Origin of the sequence: Rhizobium mongolense USDA 1844 (genome assembly GCF_000419765.1) — a bacterium.
Lineage (GTDB): Bacteria > Pseudomonadota > Alphaproteobacteria > Rhizobiales > Rhizobiaceae > Rhizobium > Rhizobium mongolense.
In genome coordinates, this window is sequence record NZ_ATTQ01000003.1 from 39,538 (window position 1) to 60,711 (window position 21,174).

The 21,174-nt window shown below is 59.8% G+C and carries 19 protein-coding genes and 6 pseudogenes; 10 read left to right on the forward strand and 15 right to left on the reverse strand.

The features are described from left to right. Positions 1 to 54: 54 nt before the first annotated feature. The 6 genes from A3C3_RS0105840 to A3C3_RS0105865 form a co-directional block, all read right to left on the reverse strand. Entirely contained in the window at positions 55 to 1,005 is a 951-nt protein-coding gene (locus tag A3C3_RS0105840) for a GlxA family transcriptional regulator (protein ID WP_022713681.1), read from the reverse strand. 339 nt (positions 1,006 to 1,344) lie between these two features. Beyond that, positions 1,345 to 1,974 carry a VOC family protein gene (locus tag A3C3_RS0105845; RefSeq protein ID WP_022713682.1) on the reverse strand — a complete coding sequence of 210 codons (630 nt, stop codon included), beginning with the start codon at positions 1,972 to 1,974 and terminating at the stop codon, positions 1,345 to 1,347. Between the two features lie 58 nt (positions 1,975 to 2,032). Beyond that, positions 2,033 to 3,388: an epoxide hydrolase family protein gene (locus tag A3C3_RS0105850; RefSeq protein ID WP_022713683.1), complete on the reverse strand. Its 1,356-nt coding sequence runs from the start codon at positions 3,386 to 3,388 to the stop codon at positions 2,033 to 2,035. 49 nt (positions 3,389 to 3,437) lie between these two features. Further along, complete coding sequence (locus tag A3C3_RS37760) at positions 3,438 to 4,271, reverse strand: SDR family NAD(P)-dependent oxidoreductase (protein WP_022713684.1); 834 nt, start codon at positions 4,269 to 4,271, stop codon at positions 3,438 to 3,440. Between the two features lie 627 nt (positions 4,272 to 4,898). Then, a complete protein-coding gene (locus A3C3_RS0105860; RefSeq protein ID WP_022713685.1) occupies positions 4,899 to 5,678 on the reverse strand; it encodes a sulfite exporter TauE/SafE family protein in 780 nt (259 codons plus the stop codon). After that, positions 5,675 to 5,866: a DUF1127 domain-containing protein gene (locus tag A3C3_RS0105865; protein WP_022713686.1), complete on the reverse strand. Its 192-nt coding sequence runs from the start codon at positions 5,864 to 5,866 to the stop codon at positions 5,675 to 5,677. Before A3C3_RS0105865 ends, A3C3_RS0105860 begins: the two co-directional genes overlap by 4 nt. Before the next feature lie 179 nt (positions 5,867 to 6,045). Here A3C3_RS0105865 and A3C3_RS0105870 point away from each other — a divergent pair, with 179 nt between their 5' ends. The 4 genes and pseudogenes from A3C3_RS0105870 to A3C3_RS45930 form a co-directional block, all read left to right on the forward strand. Then, a complete protein-coding gene (locus tag A3C3_RS0105870) occupies positions 6,046 to 7,389 on the forward strand; it encodes an aminotransferase-like domain-containing protein (RefSeq protein ID WP_022713687.1) in 1,344 nt (447 codons plus the stop codon). 252 nt (positions 7,390 to 7,641) lie between these two features. Beyond that, positions 7,642 to 8,516, forward strand: a pseudogene (locus A3C3_RS43270) (IS110 family RNA-guided transposase); the annotation flags it as partial. Position 8,517: 1 nt separating this feature from the next. After that, positions 8,518 to 8,805 (forward strand): annotated as a pseudogene (locus tag A3C3_RS37770) (TetR family transcriptional regulator C-terminal domain-containing protein); the annotation flags it as partial. A 116-nt stretch (positions 8,806 to 8,921) separates the two neighbouring features. Then, positions 8,922 to 9,242 (forward strand): annotated as a pseudogene (locus tag A3C3_RS45930) (DDE-type integrase/transposase/recombinase); the annotation flags it as partial. A 142-nt stretch (positions 9,243 to 9,384) separates the two neighbouring features. Here the strand turns inward: A3C3_RS45930 and A3C3_RS0105880 are convergent. Genes A3C3_RS0105880 through A3C3_RS0105895 form a run of 4 tightly spaced genes read right to left on the reverse strand, consistent with a single transcriptional unit; the run spans position 9,385 to position 13,122 of the window. Continuing rightward, the gene (locus A3C3_RS0105880; RefSeq protein WP_022713688.1) at positions 9,385 to 10,161 is read right to left on the reverse strand and encodes an ABC transporter permease; all 777 of its coding nucleotides are present in this window, start codon (positions 10,159 to 10,161) and stop codon (positions 9,385 to 9,387) included. Beyond that, entirely contained in the window at positions 10,145 to 10,975 is an 831-nt protein-coding gene (locus A3C3_RS0105885) for an ABC transporter ATP-binding protein (RefSeq protein ID WP_022713689.1), read from the reverse strand. The genes A3C3_RS0105880 and A3C3_RS0105885 overlap by 17 nt, the downstream gene beginning before the upstream one ends. A gap of 15 nt (positions 10,976 to 10,990) precedes the next feature. Further along, positions 10,991 to 11,992 carry an ABC transporter substrate-binding protein gene (locus tag A3C3_RS0105890; protein WP_022713690.1) on the reverse strand — a complete coding sequence of 334 codons (1,002 nt, stop codon included), beginning with the start codon at positions 11,990 to 11,992 and terminating at the stop codon, positions 10,991 to 10,993. 47 nt (positions 11,993 to 12,039) lie between these two features. Then, entirely contained in the window at positions 12,040 to 13,122 is a 1,083-nt protein-coding gene (locus A3C3_RS0105895) for a 4-oxalomesaconate tautomerase (RefSeq protein WP_022713691.1), read from the reverse strand. A 109-nt stretch (positions 13,123 to 13,231) separates the two neighbouring features. Here A3C3_RS0105895 and A3C3_RS0105900 point away from each other — a divergent pair, with 109 nt between their 5' ends. Beyond that, positions 13,232 to 14,134: a LysR family transcriptional regulator gene (locus A3C3_RS0105900; protein WP_022713692.1), complete on the forward strand. Its 903-nt coding sequence runs from the start codon at positions 13,232 to 13,234 to the stop codon at positions 14,132 to 14,134. A gap of 227 nt (positions 14,135 to 14,361) precedes the next feature. Here A3C3_RS0105900 and A3C3_RS37775 read toward each other — a convergent pair whose 3' ends face one another. After that, positions 14,362 to 14,613: a PIN domain-containing protein gene (locus tag A3C3_RS37775; protein WP_022713694.1), complete on the reverse strand. Its 252-nt coding sequence runs from the start codon at positions 14,611 to 14,613 to the stop codon at positions 14,362 to 14,364. 719 nt (positions 14,614 to 15,332) lie between these two features. On the opposite strand from A3C3_RS37775, the gene A3C3_RS0105915 reads away from it, so the two are divergent. Beyond that, positions 15,333 to 16,706: a LysR family transcriptional regulator gene (locus A3C3_RS0105915; protein ID WP_233450575.1), complete on the forward strand. Its 1,374-nt coding sequence runs from the start codon at positions 15,333 to 15,335 to the stop codon at positions 16,704 to 16,706. A gap of 316 nt (positions 16,707 to 17,022) precedes the next feature. Then, a complete protein-coding gene (locus A3C3_RS0105925) occupies positions 17,023 to 18,003 on the forward strand; it encodes an MBL fold metallo-hydrolase (protein ID WP_028739437.1) in 981 nt (326 codons plus the stop codon). A gap of 200 nt (positions 18,004 to 18,203) precedes the next feature. On the opposite strand, the gene A3C3_RS0105930 is transcribed toward A3C3_RS0105925, so the two are convergent. Continuing rightward, complete coding sequence (locus A3C3_RS0105930) at positions 18,204 to 18,410, reverse strand: hypothetical protein (protein ID WP_028739438.1); 207 nt, start codon at positions 18,408 to 18,410, stop codon at positions 18,204 to 18,206. A 74-nt stretch (positions 18,411 to 18,484) separates the two neighbouring features. Next, positions 18,485 to 18,613: pseudogene (locus A3C3_RS43285) on the reverse strand (WGR domain-containing protein); the annotation flags it as partial. A 267-nt stretch (positions 18,614 to 18,880) separates the two neighbouring features. On the opposite strand from A3C3_RS43285, the pseudogene A3C3_RS42490 reads away from it, so the two are divergent. Next, positions 18,881 to 19,228: pseudogene (locus tag A3C3_RS42490) on the forward strand (acyl-CoA dehydrogenase family protein); the annotation flags it as partial. Between the two features lie 66 nt (positions 19,229 to 19,294). Here A3C3_RS42490 and A3C3_RS48475 read toward each other — a convergent pair. Continuing rightward, positions 19,295 to 19,453, reverse strand: a pseudogene (locus A3C3_RS48475) (IS701 family transposase); the annotation flags it as partial. Here A3C3_RS48475 and A3C3_RS48480 point away from each other — a divergent pair. Then, positions 19,433 to 19,669 (forward strand): hypothetical protein, encoded by a 237-nt coding sequence (locus A3C3_RS48480; protein ID WP_022713699.1) that lies wholly within the window; start codon positions 19,433 to 19,435, stop codon positions 19,667 to 19,669. The pseudogene A3C3_RS48475 and the gene A3C3_RS48480 overlap by 21 nt on opposite strands. A 222-nt stretch (positions 19,670 to 19,891) precedes the next feature. On the opposite strand, the gene A3C3_RS0105950 is transcribed toward A3C3_RS48480, so the two are convergent. Next, on the reverse strand, positions 19,892 to 20,293 hold the full coding sequence (locus A3C3_RS0105950) for a RidA family protein (protein WP_022713700.1): 402 nt from the start codon (positions 20,291 to 20,293) through the stop codon (positions 19,892 to 19,894). 146 nt (positions 20,294 to 20,439) lie between these two features. On the opposite strand from A3C3_RS0105950, the gene A3C3_RS0105955 reads away from it, so the two are divergent. Beyond that, positions 20,440 to 21,033 (forward strand): TetR/AcrR family transcriptional regulator, encoded by a 594-nt coding sequence (locus A3C3_RS0105955; protein ID WP_028739440.1) that lies wholly within the window; start codon positions 20,440 to 20,442, stop codon positions 21,031 to 21,033. Positions 21,034 to 21,174: the final 141 nt, after the last annotated feature.

Below are 21,174 nucleotides of genomic sequence, written 5' to 3' on the forward strand. Positions count from 1 at the left end.
TAGGGCGGCTAAATCGTCCCATCTCCGGTGGCGATCTTCTCACGCTCTCCTCATTCAGGAAGCCATTGCGCTTTCGCGGGCGTTGCGCCGGATCGTCTGGGGCGGCTGTCCAAGCGTCCGCAGAAAAGCCCGGCGCATGCGATCACTATCGGCAAAGCCGGTTTCCTCCGCGATCACGTCCATGGAGTGGCGACCTTGTTCCATCATCAGCCGTGCCGCCTCCACGCGCAGGTTCTCCACGGCCTTGGCGGGCGACTGACCGGTCTCTGACCGGAAGGCTCGGCTGAACTGACGCGCGCTCAAGCCCGCCGCATCCGCGAGCTCCTCAACCGACAGAACGCTGCGCAGGTTGGCCTTGGCGTACTCTACGGATTTCTGGATCCGGTCCGACTTCGGGTCCAGTTCGAGCAGCGCCGAAAACTGCGATTGGCCGCCGGCCCTGCGGTGGTAGACCACCAGCTTGCGTGCGACCGAGCGAGCGACGTCCTGGCCATGGTCCTTCTCGATCATGGCGAGGGTTAGGTCGACGCCCGCTGTCATCCCCGCCGACGTCCACACGGAACCGTCGACGATGAAGATGCGATCCTCCTCGACCCTGACAGCCGGGAAGCGCTCCCGGAGTTGGCGTGCAAAAAACCAGTGCGTCGTCGCACGCCGCCCATCCAACAATCCGGATTCCGCAAGGATGAAGGCGCCGGTACAGGGCGCGGCCAGCCGTCGCGCGGTTTGCAGGGAGTGACGCGCAAATTCAATCAGCCCGGGTGTCACCGGCTCGATCGTCGTGCCGGCTCCGAATATCACGGTGTCGTAAGGCGTGCGGTCGTCGAAGGCTTTGGTGTTGACCCCAAAGCCAGCGGACGACTTGATCTCGCCGCCGGTTTGCGAAAGCAGCTCTATCTGGTAGGCCGGCTCTCCAAGCTGGAGATTGGCCATCTCGAAGGCAGTTACCGCTGCAAAACCCAAGAGCTGGAATCCTGGAAAGACGACGTAGCCGATTTTGTGCATGACGCACCACCCTTGTCTGTAACTGCAGTATATATCACATTTACGCCATCGCAAAAAGTCCTGTGTCCTACCGGACGTTGCTCAGATCGATTGACACCAGCGGCGGATCTTCGATGACGTTATCGTGCAATGGCGCGCCCGGAGAAAGGCGCGGCGCTTCTTCGGAAACCGGATGCCGTCGGCCTCGTCGTAATCTCAGACGCGCTGTGCGGCCGTAAAGCCACCGGCGACTTTGCCACTCCGGCCTTGTTGCGGGGTCGCCACGCAGGTGAGAAGGAGCGGGCGGTACGCACTCCGGCCTTCGCTAGATTGCGTACCCGTAGACGTCATCGCCGAGATTTATGACGGCAGCGGCTTGCCGGCCTGCTCCTGTACAATGTAGTCGGCGTACCAGTCCGGCCAGTTCTCATCATGCCTGCCGCCCGTTCGCTTCTCGTGCTCGCCGTGCGCGGCCGCCGCACGCCGGAGCGCTGCCGCGAGCTCGGTCGACGAGGTGAACGTCGTGATGTCCGTATCCACGCGACCGGGCAATCGCTCGGTGACTTCCTGGAGTAGCCATCCGTTGCCGTCCGGATCGCTGAACGAGGCGTAGGAGCGGTAGCTGCGCCGCTCGGGATCGCGACCGCTGACCGGCGGCTGTCCAGGACCGGCGCGGTGGATGATCTCGCTCACGTCGGCGCCACGACCGATGAGTTCGGCGCGCGCGGCCTCGATATCCGACACGACGAGATAGAGCCCGCTTGCCGAGCCGGGTGCGGCCGACGTCAACCCCGTGCCGAAATGGATCGAGCTCGGCGAGCCTGGCGGTGTGAACTGCACGACCCGGAATGTGTCACCGACAGCGAAGTCGGCGTCGAGCCTCCAACCCAGACCGTCATAAAAGCGCTTTGCGCGGTCGACGTCCGAGACGGGGATAACGACAACTTCGAGTTTCAGGTCGGTTGTAGAGGTTTTGGTTGCACTGGTCATGGTTTTCTCCTCGTGGCTGGGAAAGCGGCGCCGAGCGCGCCGTGGTTTTTCAAAGCGATTAGCGCAGTGACTTGAACGAGGCTCTGAGCTCCTGGGCGAAGATCTCCGGCTGCTCCCAGGCCGCAAAGTGCCCGCCTTTCGGCAGTCGATTGTAGTGGATCAGCTTTGGGAAGGCGTTCTCGGTCCAGCTGCGGGGAGCGGTGTAGATTTCGTCAGGAAAAGCACTCACCGCGACGGGGATGGTAACGCCCTTGGGAGCGAAGAATGCGAGCTTGCTCTCCCAGAAGAGGCGCCCCGAAGACAGCCCCGTGTTAGTCAGCCAGTAGAGCGTGATGTTGTCGAGGATGTCATCGCGCGTCAGCCCTTCAGAAGCCCCGTCAAAGACGCGGCCGATCAGCTTCTGGCTCTCCGGATCATGGTCAATCATCCACGCGGCAAGGGCGATGGGCGAATCGTCCAGGCCGTAGAGTGTCTGTGGCCGAGCCCCCATTTCCTGTGCATAGCCAACACGGTGCTTGTAGAAGAAATCGAGCTGCTTCCACGCATACTCCTCGTCGCCCGTCAGGCCCGTCGGCTGCGGACCGCCGGCCAGCGCCGCTGAAATGTTGTCGGGAAGCGTGCCGGGCATGTTGGTGTGGATGCCAAGCAGCCCTGCAGGCTTCTGTAGCGCCATCTGCTCGTTGACGGCGTCACCCCAGTCGCCGCCCTGCGCGACATATTTCTTATAACCCAGGCGGTTCATCAGAACGGCCCAGGCCCGGGCGACACGCTGCGGGTCCCAGCCGAGTTCGGTGGGCTTACCGGAAAAGCCGTAACCGGGGATTGATGGAATTATGACGTCAAACGCATCGGCTGCCGTGCCGGCGTGCGCTGTAGGATTGGTCAGCGGATCGATGATCTTCAGCTGCTCTATGATCGAACCGGGCCAGCCATGGGTGATGATGACCGGCAGCGCGTTCGGGTGCTTCGACTTCACATGGATGAAGTGGATGTCGACGCCGTCGATATTCGTCACAAACTGGGGCAGGGCGTTCAGCCTCGCCTCGACCTTTCGCCAGTCATACTGGTTGGCCCAACAGTCGGCAAGCTTCTGCATCGTGGCAAGTCGCACGCCCTGAGAGTCGTCCATGACCAGCTCGCGATCCGGCCACCTGGTTGCCTTGATTCGCCGTTTGAGATCGGCAAGCGCCTCATCGGTTGCATGGAACTGGAATGGACGGATGGTTTCGTCGACAGCAGGCCGGGCTTCTGACGCACCCGTTATGGAAGCCTGTGCGAACTCGACGCCGCTCCGCGCAGGCGAGCTCGTTTCGGCGTGAGCCACGACCGCGGGAAGAAAAATTGCGATCGCTCCAGCCGATGCATAGGCGGAAAGGCGATTGCGCTTGCCAATTATCGAATAGAATCTCGACATGATCATTCTCCTTGCTTCGAGGATCGACGGAATGCCGTCAACGTACGTTTCAATGCGTGCGGTCTTTGACGGTTGGGAGTGTATTGCCCGAAGCTCTATATCGGGCGGCAGGCGTGCTAAGGGAGAGGCTCGGCATGAGCTTCTGCCGCGCCGCTTCGTAAGCCTCCCAGTCGCGTGCGTCCGGAAGCGACGGAATGGTGATCCGCTCGCCGAGGTCGAAGCCGGCAAGCGAGGCATCCACCATGTCCTCGGCGGACATGACCATCTCGCTGGGCATATGCTCCAGGGGCCTGCCGGCAATGTCCCAGAAATCGGTCGCTGTAGCCCCCGGAAGCACTGCCTGGACGCGGATATGTTTTTCAGCAAGCTCCTTCTGGAGCGACAAGCTGAAGGCCAACACGAAGGCCTTGCTTCCGCCGTACACTCCGTTCAGCCGTTCCGGCGCGATACCGACGATCGAGGCGATGTTGATGATCGCACCGGTACCACGCTTCACGAAGCCGGGCACCGCAGCATAGGTCAGCCGCGTCAGCGCGGTGACGTTCAGCGTGATCATCTCTTCCATCTTGTCGACATCGGATGCCAGCAGCGGAGCGGTCGCGCCGACACCGGCATTGTTGACCAGTGTGGTGATGCTGGCGTCGGTCCGAAGCACCCTCTCGACTCGGGCGAGATCATCCTTGTTGCCAAGATCCGCCGCGACCACCTCTACACCGCGACCGGTCTCGTTGGTGAGGCGCTCCGCGAGCGCATTGAGGCGCGCCTTGTTGCGGGCCACGAGGATCAGGTCATAGCCGCGGCGCGCCAGGCGATCGGCATAAATCGCGCCGATACCAGAGGAAGCCCCAGTGATAAGTGCGGTACCATTCGAGTGCTCAGTCATCACAATCTCCATCAGGTTGGAATTTCTAGCCCCGATATTAGGACAAGACTTGCACGTCTCAAATGTCGTATATCCGTCGATTCGGGACATACGGGCGACTACCTCATCTTAAGGCAAGTAGGATTTTGGCTTGAGGCTCGGGCACCCTTCCCGGAAAGACGGGAAGGTAAAGACAGGGGCTGAACAATGGACCCAGGTTTGGCGCTCGGGCTTATCTGACCTGAAGGAGCGCTACGGAGTTGGTCGCGCTCGATCGAAACGGAGGCTAAACTCTCCGGCCGGGCGGCATGAACTAACGAACTGCGGTGGGTCGCCGAGGCGAGCGGCCCGTTTGTACGCGGTTCTGAAAGGCGACGGACGGGGCAATCGTCGCAACCGATTCGCCTACACTCCCTGCCGGCGAAGCCGGCAATGATCGCGGCAAGTGTCGATTTCAGCGACCGCCTGCGCGGTTGATACGGAGCGACACGCGCGGGTGGGACGGGAAACTTCTATGTGCATGGCGTGATCGTATCAGTGATGAAAGGTTTTGGTTTTCGGCGCCAGGATGGGGGTATCATCGCCGGCCGTTGAAGCCGGCAATGATGCTTTCAAGCGCGACGCCGTTTACGATCCGGCGGGAGGAACTCACCCGAGGTACCCGGAGACGCCATCCCACAACAACTTCAACGCAGTCACCACCAGCAATCCGTAGCAGGCTCGATAGATCTGGTGCTGGTCCAGCATGCCGTGAATCCGCCAGCCGAGCCAAACGCCGCTGGGAATGGCGAGCAGGCAAATCGCCATCAGCGTCCAGTCGCTGCCCGCGGGTCTCACCAGAAGCAGCCATGGTACGGCCTTGGTCGCGTTGCCGACAGTGAAGAACAGACTCGTCGTTCCCGCATAGACTTCCTTGCTGAGGCCGAGGGGCAACAGATACATCGCAAGGGGCGGTCCGCCCGAATGCGCCACCATCGTCGTAATTCCAGAGGTGAGACCGGCGGTGATCGCCTTCGGCGTCGATCGCTGCCGGAACGCCACCTTCCCGCCTCCGGCAAGCCACAGGCCGACGAACATCAAGGTGACAACCGCTATGATGATCGCGATGGCGTGATGATCCAGAAAGCGGAACAGCAGATAGCCGAGCCCGATGCCGATCAGCAGTCCAGGCAGCAACCGGACGAGGTCTGGCCTCGACCAGGTCGAGGCCTTCCAGTAGCGCAGCGCGTACAGATCCATCGCGACAAACAACGGTGCGAGCAGGCCGCCGGCCGTCACCGGATCCATCACGATCGACAACAGTGGAATGCCGACAATGGCGAATCCACCGCCGAATGCGCCCTTCATGAAGCAGATCAGGAACACGCCGGCAAAGGCGACGAGGACCGTGGCCGCCGTCAGGTCCGGCGCAACCGATGAGGCTATCATGATAGCCTCGCCCGCTTGGAAGCGGTCATGAGACCGTAGGCCGCCGCTTCGATCTCGGAACGTGCGAGACCGATGTCCTTCAGCGCGTCGTCGTCGAGTTCGCAAAGCCTCGCAATGGCGGCGCGGCGGACGAGAAAGCGAGCGATTTCTTCTGCGGGCCGGATGATGGTTGACAGCATTGTAGACATTTTCTGTTCTCCAGTGGTTACTCTGCGGCAATGCGACGCCGTCGGCACAAGCGCTTGTGAAGCGCGGCCGGGTGCTCATTGACTGCAGGCGTTGGTAGTGCCGGGTGCAATCCGGTTGACGTAGACAGTATGCTCCGATAAAGTCTCGGTGCAATGGAAACATTGAACTCGGTGCAATAATGTCGAAGTCCGAATATCTGAAGCTGGCCGACACCATCGCCGCTGAGATTGCCGATGGCACGCTCAAACCCGGCGACCGCCTGCCACCGCAGCGCAGCTTTGCCTACGAGCGCAAGATCGCCGCCTCGACGGCGAGCCGCGTCTATGCCGAGCTATTGCGCCGCGGGCTTGTCGTTGGCGAAGTCGGCAGGGGCACCTTCATCTCCGGGGAGGCCAGGCGCGGCGCGGCGGCGCCAAGCGAGCCACGCGGCATCCGGATCGACTTCGAGTTCAACTACCCGGTGCTTGCGGGTCAGACCGCGCTCATAGCGAAAAGTCTGGACGGTCTGGAGACGCCGGCTGCGCTCGATGCCGCATTGCGACAGGCGACCAGCGCTGGAACACCAGCGGTCCGAAACCTTGCGGCCGCCTACCTTTCGCAGGGCGCCTGGTCCCCCGATCCGGAACAGCTCGTCTTCACCGGCAATGGGCGGCAGAGCATCGCCGCGGCGCTCGCGGCCGTCGTTCCCACGGGTGGCCGTTGCGGCGTGGAGGCCCTGACCTATCCCTTCATTAAGGGCATCGCAGCCCGGCTAGGTATTTCGCTGGTACCGCTGGCGATGGACGAAGGCGGCGTACGGCCTGACGCTGTGCGAAAGGCGCATCACGAGGCCCATCTCTCGGCGATCTATATTCAGCCGGCGATCCAGAACCCGTTGGGCATGACGATGACCTCGGCGCGCCGGGTCGACCTCCTGAAGGTCGTCGAGAATCTCGATCTTCCAATCATCGAGGACCATGTCTACGGCTTCCTCGATGACGAGCCGCCGCTTGCCGCTATCGCGCCGGATCGCTGCATTGTCATCGACAGCCTCTCCAAGAAGGCTGCGCCGGGTTTGACACTGGGCTTCATCGTGACGCCGCCGCGGCTGCGAGAAGGCGTGATGGCCTCGGTGCGTTCGGGTGGATGGACCGCATCGGGGTTCGCGTTTGCGGCGGCGGAGCGGATGATGGGCGACGGCACTATTGCCGAGCTTGCCAGGCTAAAGCGCCTCGACGCGCAAGCGCGCCAAAGCCTGGCGGCCGATCGTCTTTCGGGTTTCGAGATCCAGGCCAACGCGAAATGTTATCATCTATGGCTGACATTGCCGCCGCACTGGCGATCACAGAGTTTCGTCGCTGCTGCGGCCCGGCGCGACATCGCGTTGACGCCGTCGACGACCTTCGCCGTGACGCCCGGCCATGCGCCGAACGCCGTCAGGCTCGCGCTGGCGGCGCCAACAATGGATCAACTCGGTAGCGGCTTGCACACGCTTGCCGCGATGCTCAATAGCAGCGAGCACGATTTCGACTCGACTGAATAGGAAGGTGTGTCGGCTGTAAAAAACGAAGGACGGACCGGATTTGAAACCCCAGAAACGCTGGTTTTGAGGGTCGCTAGGAAATATCTGTCGGCTTAAACAGGGTCTTCTGTAACGGGCTTTCCCGAGTCAATCCCTTTTTATTTTAGCTTAATCCCTCGCCGAGTGCTTGCTTCTGTTGGGGTGGACGGCCCCCGAACGGCATCGAAATGTGCCAGAGTGAGTCGTTGTGAACTCAAGCAAAGGGAGCCGTCCGTGGACCAGATTATTCGTATTGGCATGGATACGCCAAAACATGTCGTTCAATTGCATGGCGTCAACGCTGCTGAGCAACCGATCCTGCGCAAGTAGATGCGCCGTAAGGAAATGGTGGGCTATTTTCAAGGAATGCCCACCGTCTGTGATTGCGATCGAAGCCTGCGGTGCTTCGCATCACTTGGGCCGGTTGCTGACCGCACTCGGGCATGAGGTCGAACTGATCCCCCCGCAGCTCGTGAACCCTTATGTCAAACGTGGCAAAAATGATGCAGCCGACGCGGAGGCACTATGCGAGGCGATGAGCCGCCCAACAATACGGTTCGTTCCGATGAAATCGGCGGATCAGCAAGCCGTGCTGATGCTAGTTGGCATGCGCGAGCGCGCTGTTGCCGCGCAAACGCAGCTTTCCAAAACGATTCGCGGCCATGCGGCTGAGTTGGGGCTGACCGCCGGTAAAGGCACGTCCCATATCCCGCTACTGCTTGAACGGATCATGATTGACGAAACCATTCCAGCCCTGGCACGCGATCTATTCGCATCTCTCGCTGACGAATTTCTGCAGTTAGATGGACGCCGGAAGGAAGTGGAGGCAAAACTGATGGCCTGGTATCGAAATAACGAATGCTGCCGTCGTCTTGCAAAAATCCCGGGTGTCGGGCCGATTGGCGCAGTACTACTGGTGATGAAAGCGCCGGCGCCGGAGTTGTTTGCGTCGGGAAGGCCATTTGCCGCCTGGATGGGGCTGACGCCCGAGGACCATTCGACTGCGGGTAAGGTCAGGCTTGGTGTCATTACGAGGGCCGGCATTGCGCAAAACACTGGTTGTGGGCGCGACCGCGGTGTTGCAGCACCTGCGAACGGGCCGACACAAATGTCAGAAAGGGCAACTACAGGGGTTGCCCGCAGATCAACACGGCGGCCGAGTTTCCAGAAGCGGATCACCCCGCCCGCAAGGTCGCCGAGGCCCACATGCGCGAGTTGCGGCGGCGCCTGAAGACCATGGCCGAGGGGCTGGCGGTTGCTGCGCCGCACCGGCTTGCCGGTCAGCTCGCGGTCCTGATCAACGGCGCCTTTGTCAGCATGCAACTCTTTGAACCCGGCGAGGCTACCAGCTTGCTCCGCGATGCCGCTCATGCGCTGATTGCCGCAAGCCGCAGCTGATTGAACTCACGGCCGTCAAATGGAGAACGGTGACAGCGCGGGGCGACATCTCGGCCGCGGCTCCCGTTGTCCAGGATTGTCTAGTCCATATACGCTCGAATACCTCCGCAGTGACAATGTTCGAAGGCCGCCATTTCGACCACTCGGTCATTTTGCTCTGCGCCCGCTGGTACTTGGCTTACGGCATAAGCGTGCGCAACTTGAAAGAAATGTTGCCGGATCGGGGCAACAGCGTAGATCATTCGACGATCCATCGCTGGGTTGTGAACTTCTCGCCTCCTATTCTGGACCGCTTCAATAGCAGGATGCGGGCTGTGACCGATAAATGGCATGCGGACGAAGCTTACATTAGGGTTCGGGTCAATAGATGTATCTTTATCGAACCATGGACAGCATCGGAGACCGTTGACTTTTGGTGTAGTCAAAATCGGGACCTGGCGCACTGGCAACTGCCTTCTGACCGCGCGTCCAAAAGCGTCTCTTTCTCAGCCAGATCGAAAATTTGCAACAGAGCCAAAAGAACGGGGTGCCGATGGTGGCACCCCAATTCTGACTCGCACGAAAACTGAACCCGGGTCGCTACGCCGCCCGTTCTTCTGCGGCGTTCGGTCTCCACTTGATGAGCCGGCCTTCCAGAACATCGAGAATTCGGTCGATGATGAGCACGAACATGGCCAGGATGATGATGCCGGCAAACACGCCGACCGCGTCGAAGTTGCCTTCTGCCTGCGCGATCAGATAACCGAGCCCTGCAGAAGAGCCGAGATATTCGCCAATGATGGCGCCGACCACCGCGAAGCCGACAGACGTGCGGAGCGAGGACAAGATCCAGCTGGCCGCTGCGGGGAAATAGACATGCCGCAATAGATCGGAACGTTTGGCCCCGAGGATTTTTGCGTTTGCGAGGACCACCGGATTAACCTCGCGCACACCCTGCATCGCGTTGAAGAAGGTGATGAAAAAAACAAGGGTTACCGCCAGCGCCACCTTCGACCAAAGGCCAAGTCCAAGCCAAAGAACGAAGATCGGTGCAAGCACGACGCGCGGAATGGCGTTCAGGCCCTTGATGAACGGGTCCAGAATACGCGCCGCGCTGCGGCTCAGACCAAGCCATACACCGGCTGCGACGCCCAGGCCTGTGCCGATGATGTAACCGAGCACTGTTTCCGTCAGGGTTATCGTGACATGTTTGTAAAAGCCTGGGTCAACGATCCAGCTGACGATCTGGTTGAAGATATCGAGGGGCGCCGGAAAAAAGAAGACATCGATGAGGCCGGCGGTCACGCCGAGCTGCCAGCCGCCGAGGATAAAAACCAGCATACCGAGCTGGATAATTCGTTCAGTCACGACGTTCATAGCTTTTCTCCACTTCGCCGCGCAGGGAAGCCCAGATATTGCGATACAGATCCATAAAGCGTGGATCGAGTTTGATCTCTGCCACATCCCGTGGCCGCTCGAGATCGACCGGGAAACTTTCGATGACCCGCGAACGAGGGCCGGCGGCCAGAATGGCGACGCGGTCTCCAAGCGCGATGGCCTCTTCGAGGTCGTGCGTGATCATGACCACGGCGCGACGTTCTTCCTGCCAAAGGCGCAGCAATTCATTCTGCATGAGATGCCGCGTGTGGATGTCGAGCGCCGAGAAGGGCTCGTCCATCAGGATCACCTTCGGACCGGCAATGAGGGCCTGCGCCATCTGGACACGTTTACGCTGGCCACCGGAGAGTTGATGCGGATAGCGGTGTTCGAAGCCCTTCAGCCCGACCTTGGCAAGCCAGCTCATCGAACGCTCGCGGCGCTCAGTGGCTCCAACACCCCTGAACATCAGGCCGAGCTCGACATTCTCGATGGATGTCTTCCACGGCAGCAGCGCGTCCTGCTGAAAGAGATAGCCAATGTCGTTCTGCACGCCCTTTACCGGCGTATCGTCGATCGTCACCGTTCCGCTCGCGGGTTTCAAAAGCCCTGCGATCGCGTTCAAAATGGTGCTCTTTCCGCAACCGGTCGGGCCGACGATGGCGAGAAACTCGCCATCGGCAACCGTGAGGTTGACGTCCTGCACCGCGACATAGGAACCAAACGACATTGTCACGGCGTCGATCGATACCATCGACTTTGCGTTTTGCTGTCCCGTCTGGATAGGCATGGGGTTTACGGCAGCCAAAGACATGGCCTTCTCCTAGGATCAGTTGGTGGTCTTATCCGTTACCTTGTCCACGAAAGCGTTCGTGTAGGTTTTGGAAAGATCGATAGTCGCGGCAGCAACCTTTTCGTTGAAACTCTTCAAGACGGCGAGGGGCGTCTGAGTGTCGGTCTCGCTGAATTTGCCATCGACCGAGAAGATTGGTTTGGCATTCTGGACGGCCTTCACATAGGTATCCCGGTCGCCGGAAATGAATTCCTTCGGCAGTTTTTCGACGATCTCTTCAGCGCTGTGTGTGTTCATCCAGGCCAGCGCCTTGACGGTCGCGTTCGTGACCTTCTGGATGGTTTCCGGGTTCTCATCGATATAGGCCTGGGTCGCATAGAGGACGGAGGTCGGATAAATTCCGCCATAGATCTCCTTGGCACCCTCGTCGCTTCGGGCGTCGATCAAAATCTTTCCAACACCCTTGGCCTCGATAAAGGTCGCCGCGGGATCGTAGTTCACCAGAAGATCGACTTTCCCTTGCTCGAGCGCCGCAACAGCAGCTGAACCGGAGCCGACCCCGATCAACGAGACGTCATCAGCCGATAGGCTGTGGCGCTGCAGATAATAGCGAACGAAGAAGTCTGAAGACGAGCCCGGTGCGGTGATGCCGATCTTCGCGCCCTTGATCGTTTCCGGTTTGGTCGGATCGAAGGATGAGTTTTTCCCGCCGGCCAGAACCAGGCCAGAATTGCGCGCAAGCTGGACAAAGCCGACGACCGCCTTGTTCTGCGACTGCATCTGGATCGTATGGTCGTAGAAGCCGACAGCGATATCCGTGGAGCCGGCAACAAGCGCCTGCAGCGTCTTGGAGCCGCCAGAGGCGAAGTTTTCGACGGTCACCTCAAGACCTTCCTTCTCATAGAGACCTAGGCCAGCTGCGACCGGGAAGGGCAGGTTGTTAAGGTTGTAGGACCCGACGCTGATGCGAACGTGTTCCGCAAAAGCCGAACCGGCGAAAGCGACCGTTGCCGCAAGGGCGAGTATGAGTTTACGCATGTGTATTCCTCCCTGATGCGTGGCGCCCTCCCGGCAACCACTTTCGATTATGCCGCGCAAACCATTTGCACGATAGGTTTTGCAAAGACCCGGCCCTCGAAAAGGCGGCGGGCCGTCCGCAGGATTCCGGCAACTGTCTTGCCGTCGCGGGTATCCAGTTTTACTTCCAAACGACCGCTTGGATGTTCAAGAACGAGGACGACCGGTGGCTTGCGGTCGCCGATCAGCCGCGAGGCGACGGTTCCGTCGTTGATGCAGCCCGTGGCAATCCCAACCGCGCCGGTCGTTGCGAGAGACGGGTGGCACTGGTGCGGCATGAAATAGCGTACGCCGAGATCGCCGCCGTTGTTGGGCCTAGAGATCAGCACCGGTTTTGGCGTCACCTGGTTACTGACATCACCCATGCCCATGCGCCGGCCTGCCTCAAGCCGTAGCGTTTCGAGACGATGCAGCATTGCCCCGTTGGTATTGAGCTCGGCAGCCGATTCATTGCCCGTCATACCAAGCGCCGCGGCCTCGAGCAGCATCATCGGCATCGCGCAATCGATACAGGTAACGTCGATGCCGTCGATCCTGTCCTGCGGGTTGCCGGTGGGAAAAAGCTTGCCGGTGCGTGCCCCGGCAGCATCCATGAAGGTTAGCGCGATCGGTGCGGCATTGCCGGGCACGCCGTCGATCGAGGCATCTCCCATATAGGCGACGCGGCCAGCGGGGGTCGGAACCTCGGCTTCGATGAGTTTGCCGGTATTGACGTTGTGAATGCGCACGCGAGTTACGCCCGTCGCCGCCTTGACCAGGCCGGCCTCGATCGCGAACGGCCCGACGGCTGCCAGCATGTTTCCGCAGTTGGGTGAGGTATCGACGAACTGCTGATCGATTCGGACCTGGGCGAACAAATAATCCACATCTGCATCGGACACGGTTGCCGGGCCGACGATGGCAACCTTGCTGGTGACGGGGTTGCCGCCGCCGATACCGTCAATCTGCAGAGGATGACCAGACCCCATGACCGAAAGCAGAATCTGATCGCGTTGACGCGAATCCGATGGAAGATCGGATGCGAGAAAGAACGGTCCTTTGGAGGTGCCGCCTCGCATCAGAACACAGGGAATGGAAATCAGGTCGTTCATGGTTGTGTCCGCATACTGATGTGATTTAAATATCAATCAGCTTCTTTGTTGCAGTAAGCGGCAAAACGATTGATATGTGAAATGCGAATATCAGATGGAATGATGCGTCATGAGCATTAATTGCGAGATATTGGATCTGCGCGCGTTTCTAGCGGTCGTCGAACTGGAAAACTTCCATCGTTCTGCCGAAGCGCTCAATCTGTCCCAACCGGCACTCAGCCGGCGAATTCAGAAGCTCGAGTTGGCAATCGGGGCGCCCTTGCTCGAGCGCACCACGCGGCATGTCTCGACAACCGCCCTAGGGGCGGAGCTGATCCCCCTGGTACGGCGCATGCTCGAGGAGTTCGACACGTCGCTGTTCGCCGTGCGCGATGTCGGGTCCCAGCGTAGTGGCCTTGTGACGATCGCATGTCTGCCGACGGCTGCTTTCTATTTTTTGCCGACTGTCATCAAGCAGTTCAGTGCCGAGTATCCTAATATTCGTTTTCGCATCCTCGACCTGCCGGCCACCGACGGTCTGCAAGCAGTCGCCCGCGGGGAGGTCGAGTTCGGCATCAATATCATGGGCTTTTCAGATCCCGACCTCATCTTCGACAGGCTCATCGAAGATCCATTCGTGCTGGCGGCACGCAAGGAACATCCGCTGGCGGCGAAGAGCGAGCTCGAATGGGATGATCTGGCGCCCTATCAGCTGATCACAGTCCACCGGTCGAGCGGCAACCGTACGCTTCTTGACGCAGCATTGGCGAAATCGAATCTCAAGCTGCGCTGGTCCTACGAAGTTACGCATCTCTCGACATCGCTTGGTTTGGTGGAAGCGGGGCTTGGAATTTCGGTTCTGCCGAAACTCGCCACACCACAGGAAGAGCACCCGTTCCTCGTCACGAGACCGATCCGCAATCCCGCAATCTCACGAACGATTGGCATTGTGCGTCGTCGCGGTGGGACGCTTTCGCCCGCGGCCGAGCGCTTCATGACAATGTTGATTGGGACGTGGGCAGAAGGAAACTGAGCAACTAAAGAGCTGCCATCTGTTCGCGTCACTGGCGCAATTCGAGCGCGGTCTGATACGGGAGAGGACGCGCGCAGGGCTGCAGGAACGTGGCCGGCGCGGCGGCCGACAAGCCGTCGTAATACCCGAAAAACTCGTCAAAGCTCGTAAGCATCCGGCGGCCGGGCTAACCGTCCGAGAAGCTGCCGCACGTGTCAAAATTGGGAAGACTGCGCTCTATGAAGCGCTTAAAGCGATAAGTCTTGAGTTCGACTGCGTAGCACCATAAGCATCTTGGCCGTGAAATACTTGATCGCGCAGTCCGGATGCAGGGTCATCGTTGCCGGATCGGCGTCCGGTCCTGGCCGGTAGAGGATCGACGGCAGAATTTGCGTTTCGAACAGGGAGAGAACGCCGAGCCATTTGAAGGCTGTCTTGCGCAGGCAACTATAATAGAGATTGTAGCCGTCGATGTAGACGCGTGTTCGTAACGCCGGCACTCCTACCCCCAGACATAAAAAAACCGGCTTGCGCCGGCTTTTTACCCCAACCGCCCGGAGTCCATGTCTCTCAGGATGCTGGGTTAGTTGTTAGCTCTCAACATAGTGTCGAGTGGTCCTCTAGTCAACCTATATTGACGGGCACCAACTGCCCTGAAACCGGCGATTTCGCCGTGAATTCACCTAAAATAGGCGTTCTTCGGGAAATCTGCAACGGAATGACACGGCCCTCCGCGGGCAGTGATTCAGGAGAAGGGCCACCGCCGCGTTCCGGTCGCCGCGCTTTATGCGAGGGCACGGAGCCGGCCTGCGGCCGTCTCCGCCGATCCCGGTAACGATCGCTTGTCCAGCGGCTGCTCGCGCACCCGGCACTGAGGCCCTCCCGGGCCACGTTGTTGTTTCCGCCCCATGACAGCGCCGGCCAGGCCGGTCAAGCGGCCCGTGAAGGTGGAAAATCTTCCGCACCAGTCCGCAAGCGGACCCGAGAAGACCCCCACCTTCCGCGCCACGCCACTTGACAGTCCCGCCCGCCGCCGTGGGGCGGGCTTTCGCCCTCCCCCTCTGTCCGGGGGGATGTCAGAGGCCATTCCCCCGGACAGAGGGGGAGGCTTCGCCCGAAAGGGGCTGACGACCACGCAAAACAAGTGGAGGCTTGGAACAGCCTGCCGACGTGGAACCGCGATGGCCGGTCGATCGAGTCCGCGTTGCAGGCAGAGTCCATGAAAGCCAACGACAAGCGCATCAGGTTCATCGACGGGATCGACGTCTACGAAACCGCAAGGGGAGCGGTCAAACGCGACCTCTTCGATGAACAGAACAGCGGCTACGCCCTCGATGTCGCCCTTGTCGAAAGACTTGTGGTGGAGAAGCTTGAAGCAGAAGCGGAAAAGCTTCGTGCCGATGGCTGGAAATGGGTGGAGTGCGTCTGCGAATTTCCGCAGGAGTCGCATTACATGTCACGGGTCTATCCCAAGGACGTCCCGCTGACCGATAAACAGCAGGCCGAGCTGGACCGGCTAGAGGGAGAATATTGCGAGCTTGCGGAACCGATCGAGGCAGGGGTTGCCGACGAGGAGATACGGTCGCCTGCCGGACCGGCTTTGACTTCGCCTTGGAAAAGCGCTGCGCAATCCGTTACTTTGGACATTGGTCGGATCAAAATCAGGACGTTGGACTTGGCGCATCGTGTGGGCGATCTGGAAATCAATCTTTTGCTCACGCTCGACGCGCTGCTGCGCGACGAAAACGTCACGCATGCGGCCGCAAGGCTGAATATCACCCAATCTGCCTTGTCCGGTCGGTTGAACAAGCTTCGGCAGATCCTCAATGACCCGCTGTTTCTTCCGGCGTCGACCGGACGGGGCGTAACGGCGACGCCGCATGCCCTGGCAATGAAGCCGGAATTGGAGCAACTTCTCGAGCGCTTGAAGCAGTTCGCGCAGAAGGCCCATCTCTTCGATCCCGCATCGAGCGATCGCACTTTCAGGATCGCAGCGTCGGACAATCCTGCGGCAATTCTCGCTCCCGACCTGCTTCCTCTTATTCATGATCGGGCGCCCGGCGTCAGGATCGCGTTCATCTTTCCCGACAGGAGCAGGATCGGCGAGCTGTTGGAGCATGGTGACCTCGATCTCTACATCGGCGCGCCGGACGATGCGCCCCAGGATCTGATTGGCCGCAGCCTGTTCGACGACGAACTGGTAACCGCCCAGCGGATCGGTCATCCCCGCGGAACCGGGCCACTGTCGCTCGACGAATTCTGTTCGCTCGACCATCTGTTGATTTCGTCAAACGGGGGCATGTTTTCGGGGATTATCGACGGAGCCCTGGCTGAGCACGGCCGAAGCCGCAGAGTGACGGTGTCCGTTCAAAGCTATGCGCTCGCTCCTCTCCTCGTGGCGACGACCGACTGCCTGTGCACGCTGCCGAGGCGGTTGCTCCAACGCTTCACCCACAGCCTTGACCTTTTCGAACCACCGCTCGCCCTCGGAAGGTTCGCATTGAAATATTTCTGGCATCCGAGGATGTCGGCGGACCCCGCGCATCGCTGGCTGCGGTCCATGGTGGCTGAAGCGGCGCTTGACAAGTCCTGAGGCGGAATTCAGCCATCAGGCAATGCAATAGGTCGCATGATCCATTGCGATTGGTCCTCGGCGTCGGAGAATGGCACTTTTGGGACGGCCGCAAGATTGGCCGCCGAGAGCTGGATCTCGCTTTTGACGTCAAGCCGATCGACATCTTCGAGCGTCGTTCAGTTCAAGCATCAGATGAGCGGCCGCAAGCCAGCTTGTTTTCTCGCCACTGACGCTTCCGGCCCGCAATCCAGGCCACTCGCTCACTCTTTGTCGCTCCTCGCCGACCACCTGTGCGGCGATGGATTTCAACGTCCAAAAAGCAGGAATGAAAGACATGACAACTGCAAGAACCCTACTTTTATCGACCGCCGTGGCCCTTCTGACCGCGGTTTCTGCACCCGCCTTCGCAGTCGACAACGCACCGGCGACGGCGAGATACCAGCAGGTCACCGACAGCTACTCCTTTCCTCTCGGTGATTTGCGGATCACAGCCCTTTCGGATGGCACCGTCCCGCAGGATCTCTATAAGCTCCTGATCGGAACATCCCACGCCCATACCGACGATCTCCTCGACAAGGAATTCCTGGCAAACCCCGTCGAGGCATCGATCAACGCCTTTCTGATTCAGGACGGGACGCGCACCATCCTTGTCGACACCGGCTCCGGCGACCTCTTCGGACCGGGGAATGGCGGCAAGCTCCTCGACAGCCTTTCCGGCGTCGGCGTGAAGGCCGGTGACGTGACGGACATTCTCATCACGCATATTCACACGGACCATACGGGCGGCCTAGTGCGCAACGGTCGACCCGCATTCCCCAACGCCACGGTCCATGTGGGCGCTCCGGACCTGAAATTCTTCCTCGATCCCTCCAATGCCCAGAAGACAGGCTATGCGGATCAGTATTTCGACGAGGCGGCGAAGACGATTGGTGTCTATGAAAAGCTGGGGAAGGTGAAGACATTTGGTGACGGCGACACGATCCTGCCCGGCATCGCGACCTCCTTACATCCAGGCCACACGCCAGGCAGCGCCTTCTTCACCGTCACGAGCAAGGGCCGATCGATGACTTTCATCGGTGATGTGATCCATGTCGCAGCGGTCCAGTTTCCCGATCCGAATGTGACAATCGTCTACGACGTCAAGCCACGGGACGCCGCGTCCGCGCGCAAGGAAACCTTCTCAGATTTTGCCGCGCGTCGCGAACTCGTCGCCGCGCCGCATCTTCCCTTCCCTGGCATCGGCTACATTCGTGCTGAAGGCCCGGGCTCGTTCTCCTGGCATCCGGTCGAATATCGCAACCGCGCCAGCCAATAGAGCCTGACGAAACGTGCCGCCCCGGAGGATGCAAAGGCGTGAGCCTTGCCGGGCCAGTGAACGAACCGGGGCGGTGCGCCTAGGTTGTGCCTGCAAGGGCCTCCTGTGCTCTCGAACATGGTGCGGCCGCGGAAAAGTCACAGCAATTTGCTGTTGCCATGAGTGCCTTCCGCGCATCTCGCTTGCGTGCGAAAAATTTGTTAGTTGCACCGGTCTGCATGCTCGCGGGGGCGCCAGGGCCGCGCAAGGCCTTCCTTGAGCAGGATCTTACTGACCTCCTGGCTATCGGGAAGATAAACATTCACGAGTGGCCGGTTCTTCGGCGTGTCGTCTCTGCCCCTGGCACCGATCTTGAGAGTCCTGCTCGGCCAGAAGCTGGCCATCAAGCTCTCGTTCTTTGTCGACATCGAAGTATGCTTCCAGACCGGCCGGGACCGGCGAAGGTAAGGTGGTTTCAAGGCTCGCCTCGGTGGGCCTTCCTTCACCACCGCACAGCAGCGCGGGGACAATAGCCGCGATTTCGTTTTTTTCGGAGGAGTTCGAGAAACAGCCGGACCGCATCCTCGTCCCTGTCGAAATGATGGATCATCATCTGTCCCTTCGCTCCTAGAGCGTTTCATGGTTAGACGGAAGCATAGCCGGCGGCTTTGAAGTAGGCGGTGCACTCGTTTGGATTAATGGTTTGGACCAGTTGGCGCAGGTGACCACCGTGTAGACAAGTCCTATCAAGGAACGACACGGAAAGGCTAGCTAGCGGTACAAGCAACTGACCAGATACCGTGGTAGCGCCTACGGTTGCTAAGCTGGCGAGCAAGACGTAGTTCGATGCGGCTGCACTGACCACTAAAGCTATGGCACAGGCGGTCTCAAGGATCGGCAGCTTGCCATCAAGGTCGAGGCCGCGGCTGCTTTGCTTGCAGAAGCAGGTCGAAAGGTGGATATTGCGCGCGTGCAGCTGGAAGCGGCAACGGTGAGCGCGACGCTCGCAGTTGCGGGCGCAAAAGTTCTGACGACGGACGCTGCAATCGACGCATCCAACGCGCTTTTCGAGCTCGCCGGGACACAGTCCGCAAGAGAGGGGCACAATTTCGACCGGCATTGGCAGAATGCTCGGACGCACACCTTGCACGATCCGGTGCGATGGAAGTTCCACGTGGTGCGAGCATGGCTTGGGCTTGGTGTTTTCGTCGCCGGAGGGACCATTCCAAAACGAAGGCCGGCTTGAGACGTGGCGGCATGAGGAGCCGAACGATCAAGCGCGGACTCCGGGGGATGAGATCGATTTTGCACCTCAGGTAGCGATTGATGTGTTTGGAGCCCTTTCCTTCGGTTTGCTGCAAGCCGACCGGCGCAAGTCTGCTCCGAAGGCGGCGGTGACCATGACCAGCGTCACATCGCGGCGCCAGACATGCCAGGAACGGGCTTCGCAATGATCGAGACAGAGGTCGTCCGCGCTGATACCTTCTACATCGATCGGTCAAGCGCCAGCTGGTCGCCGTCGATCCGGCATGGATACGCTCCGTCTGGCGTTTATTTCCATAAGATCGGCCAGACGCGCCTAGCGAAAAACCTGTTCTCCTGCCTGCGCCGCCTTCGTGTGAGGGCTCCGGTCGCCTGCCTGACGGCAATCGTGTTTGACGGTGTCGAGATTGCCGCCATGGTCTAGGACGGCCAACCGATCGTCGATTATTTCCGCCGCCTTGATGGATAGAGGGTTATGGGAGCGATGATGATCTGCGGCGACGAGCGGATCTATTTCTTCGAATTCGAGCGCGTCGATGAACCTTTAGAACCAGTCACCCACAGTTCATTTGTCTCCCATCACCCGTTTGATGACGCTTGCCGAGCAGCTTGTCAGCCGGGCGGAGCTAGCGCGACAGCAGTCCTGTCAGGCCGGCGCAGACGCAGGAATGCGAGCGACAACCTTTATCTCGAAGTCGAAGCCGGCGAGCCAATTTACCCCGATCGCCGTCCAATTGGGGTACGGAGGTTTGCTGAAGACCTGCTGTTTGACAGCCATAATCGTTCCGAACTGGTTTTCGGGATCGGTGTGAAAGCTGGTTACGTCCACGATGTCATCCATCGTGCAGCCGGCCGCGCCGAGTGTAGAATTCAAGTTTTCGAATGCCAACTGTACCTGCCGCTCGAAATCGGGTTCAGGCGTTCCGTCGGCGCGGCTGCCGACTTGTCCAGACACAAACAACAGGTCGCCGGATCGAATTGCTGCGGAATAGCCGTGCTCTTCGTAAAGGGCATGCCTGTTTGCGGGGAAAATAGCTTGGCGGGTCATTCTGATTTCCTCTTGGATAGGTGGCCGGCGAGCGCGGAGTAATGCTTCACAGACTGGACTTCATTTGATATACGACGCGTATGTAATACTCATCTACGCCTCGTATGTCAATCCCACATACGCACCGTATCTGAAATGGAGATAACATGCCCAAGCCCCGCAAAGAGACGATGGAGGAAAACCGCATGAAGCTAATCGCGGCCGCTCGGAAAGCGTTCGCTGAAAAGGGATATTCCGCCGCCTCGATGGATGACTTGACTGCTGAGGCAGGTCTGACGCGAGGAGCGCTCTATCATAATTTCGGCGACAAGCGGGGACTGCTTGCAGCGGTGGTTGAGCAAATCGACTCGGAAATGGCCGCTCGCGCGCAGGCGATTGGGACGCGCGAGGGCGACGAATGGCAGGCGATTTTGGCCGAGGGAGCGGCCTATATTGAAATGGCGCTCGACGCGGAGGTCCAACGCATTGTCCTGTTGGATGGACCTGCTGTCCTTGGCGATCCCTCCAAGTGGCCGAGTCAGAACAGTTGCCTGCAAGTGACCAAGCGATCGGTAGAGCGACTCATCGCCCAAGGCATCATCAAGCAGCTTGACGCAGAGGCTGCGGCCCGGTTGCTCAGCGGCGCCGCTCTCAACGCTGCTCTCTGGGTGGCCGCGAGCGAAAACCCACCCAACGTGCTGCCGAAAGCTGTGGAAGCTTTCCGCTCCCTCGCCGATGGATTGCTGTCCAAGCCGTCGTGAACCACCTGTCGGCGACGGGCACCTTTCCTATGTCCCCAACCGCGTACCGAAAGGAAATTGAGTTAAAGCACTGGCTCGGTTATTCAATTCGGAGGGCACCGAAAAACAAAAATCAAAATGCCGCCTCCGAGCAGCCGCTGT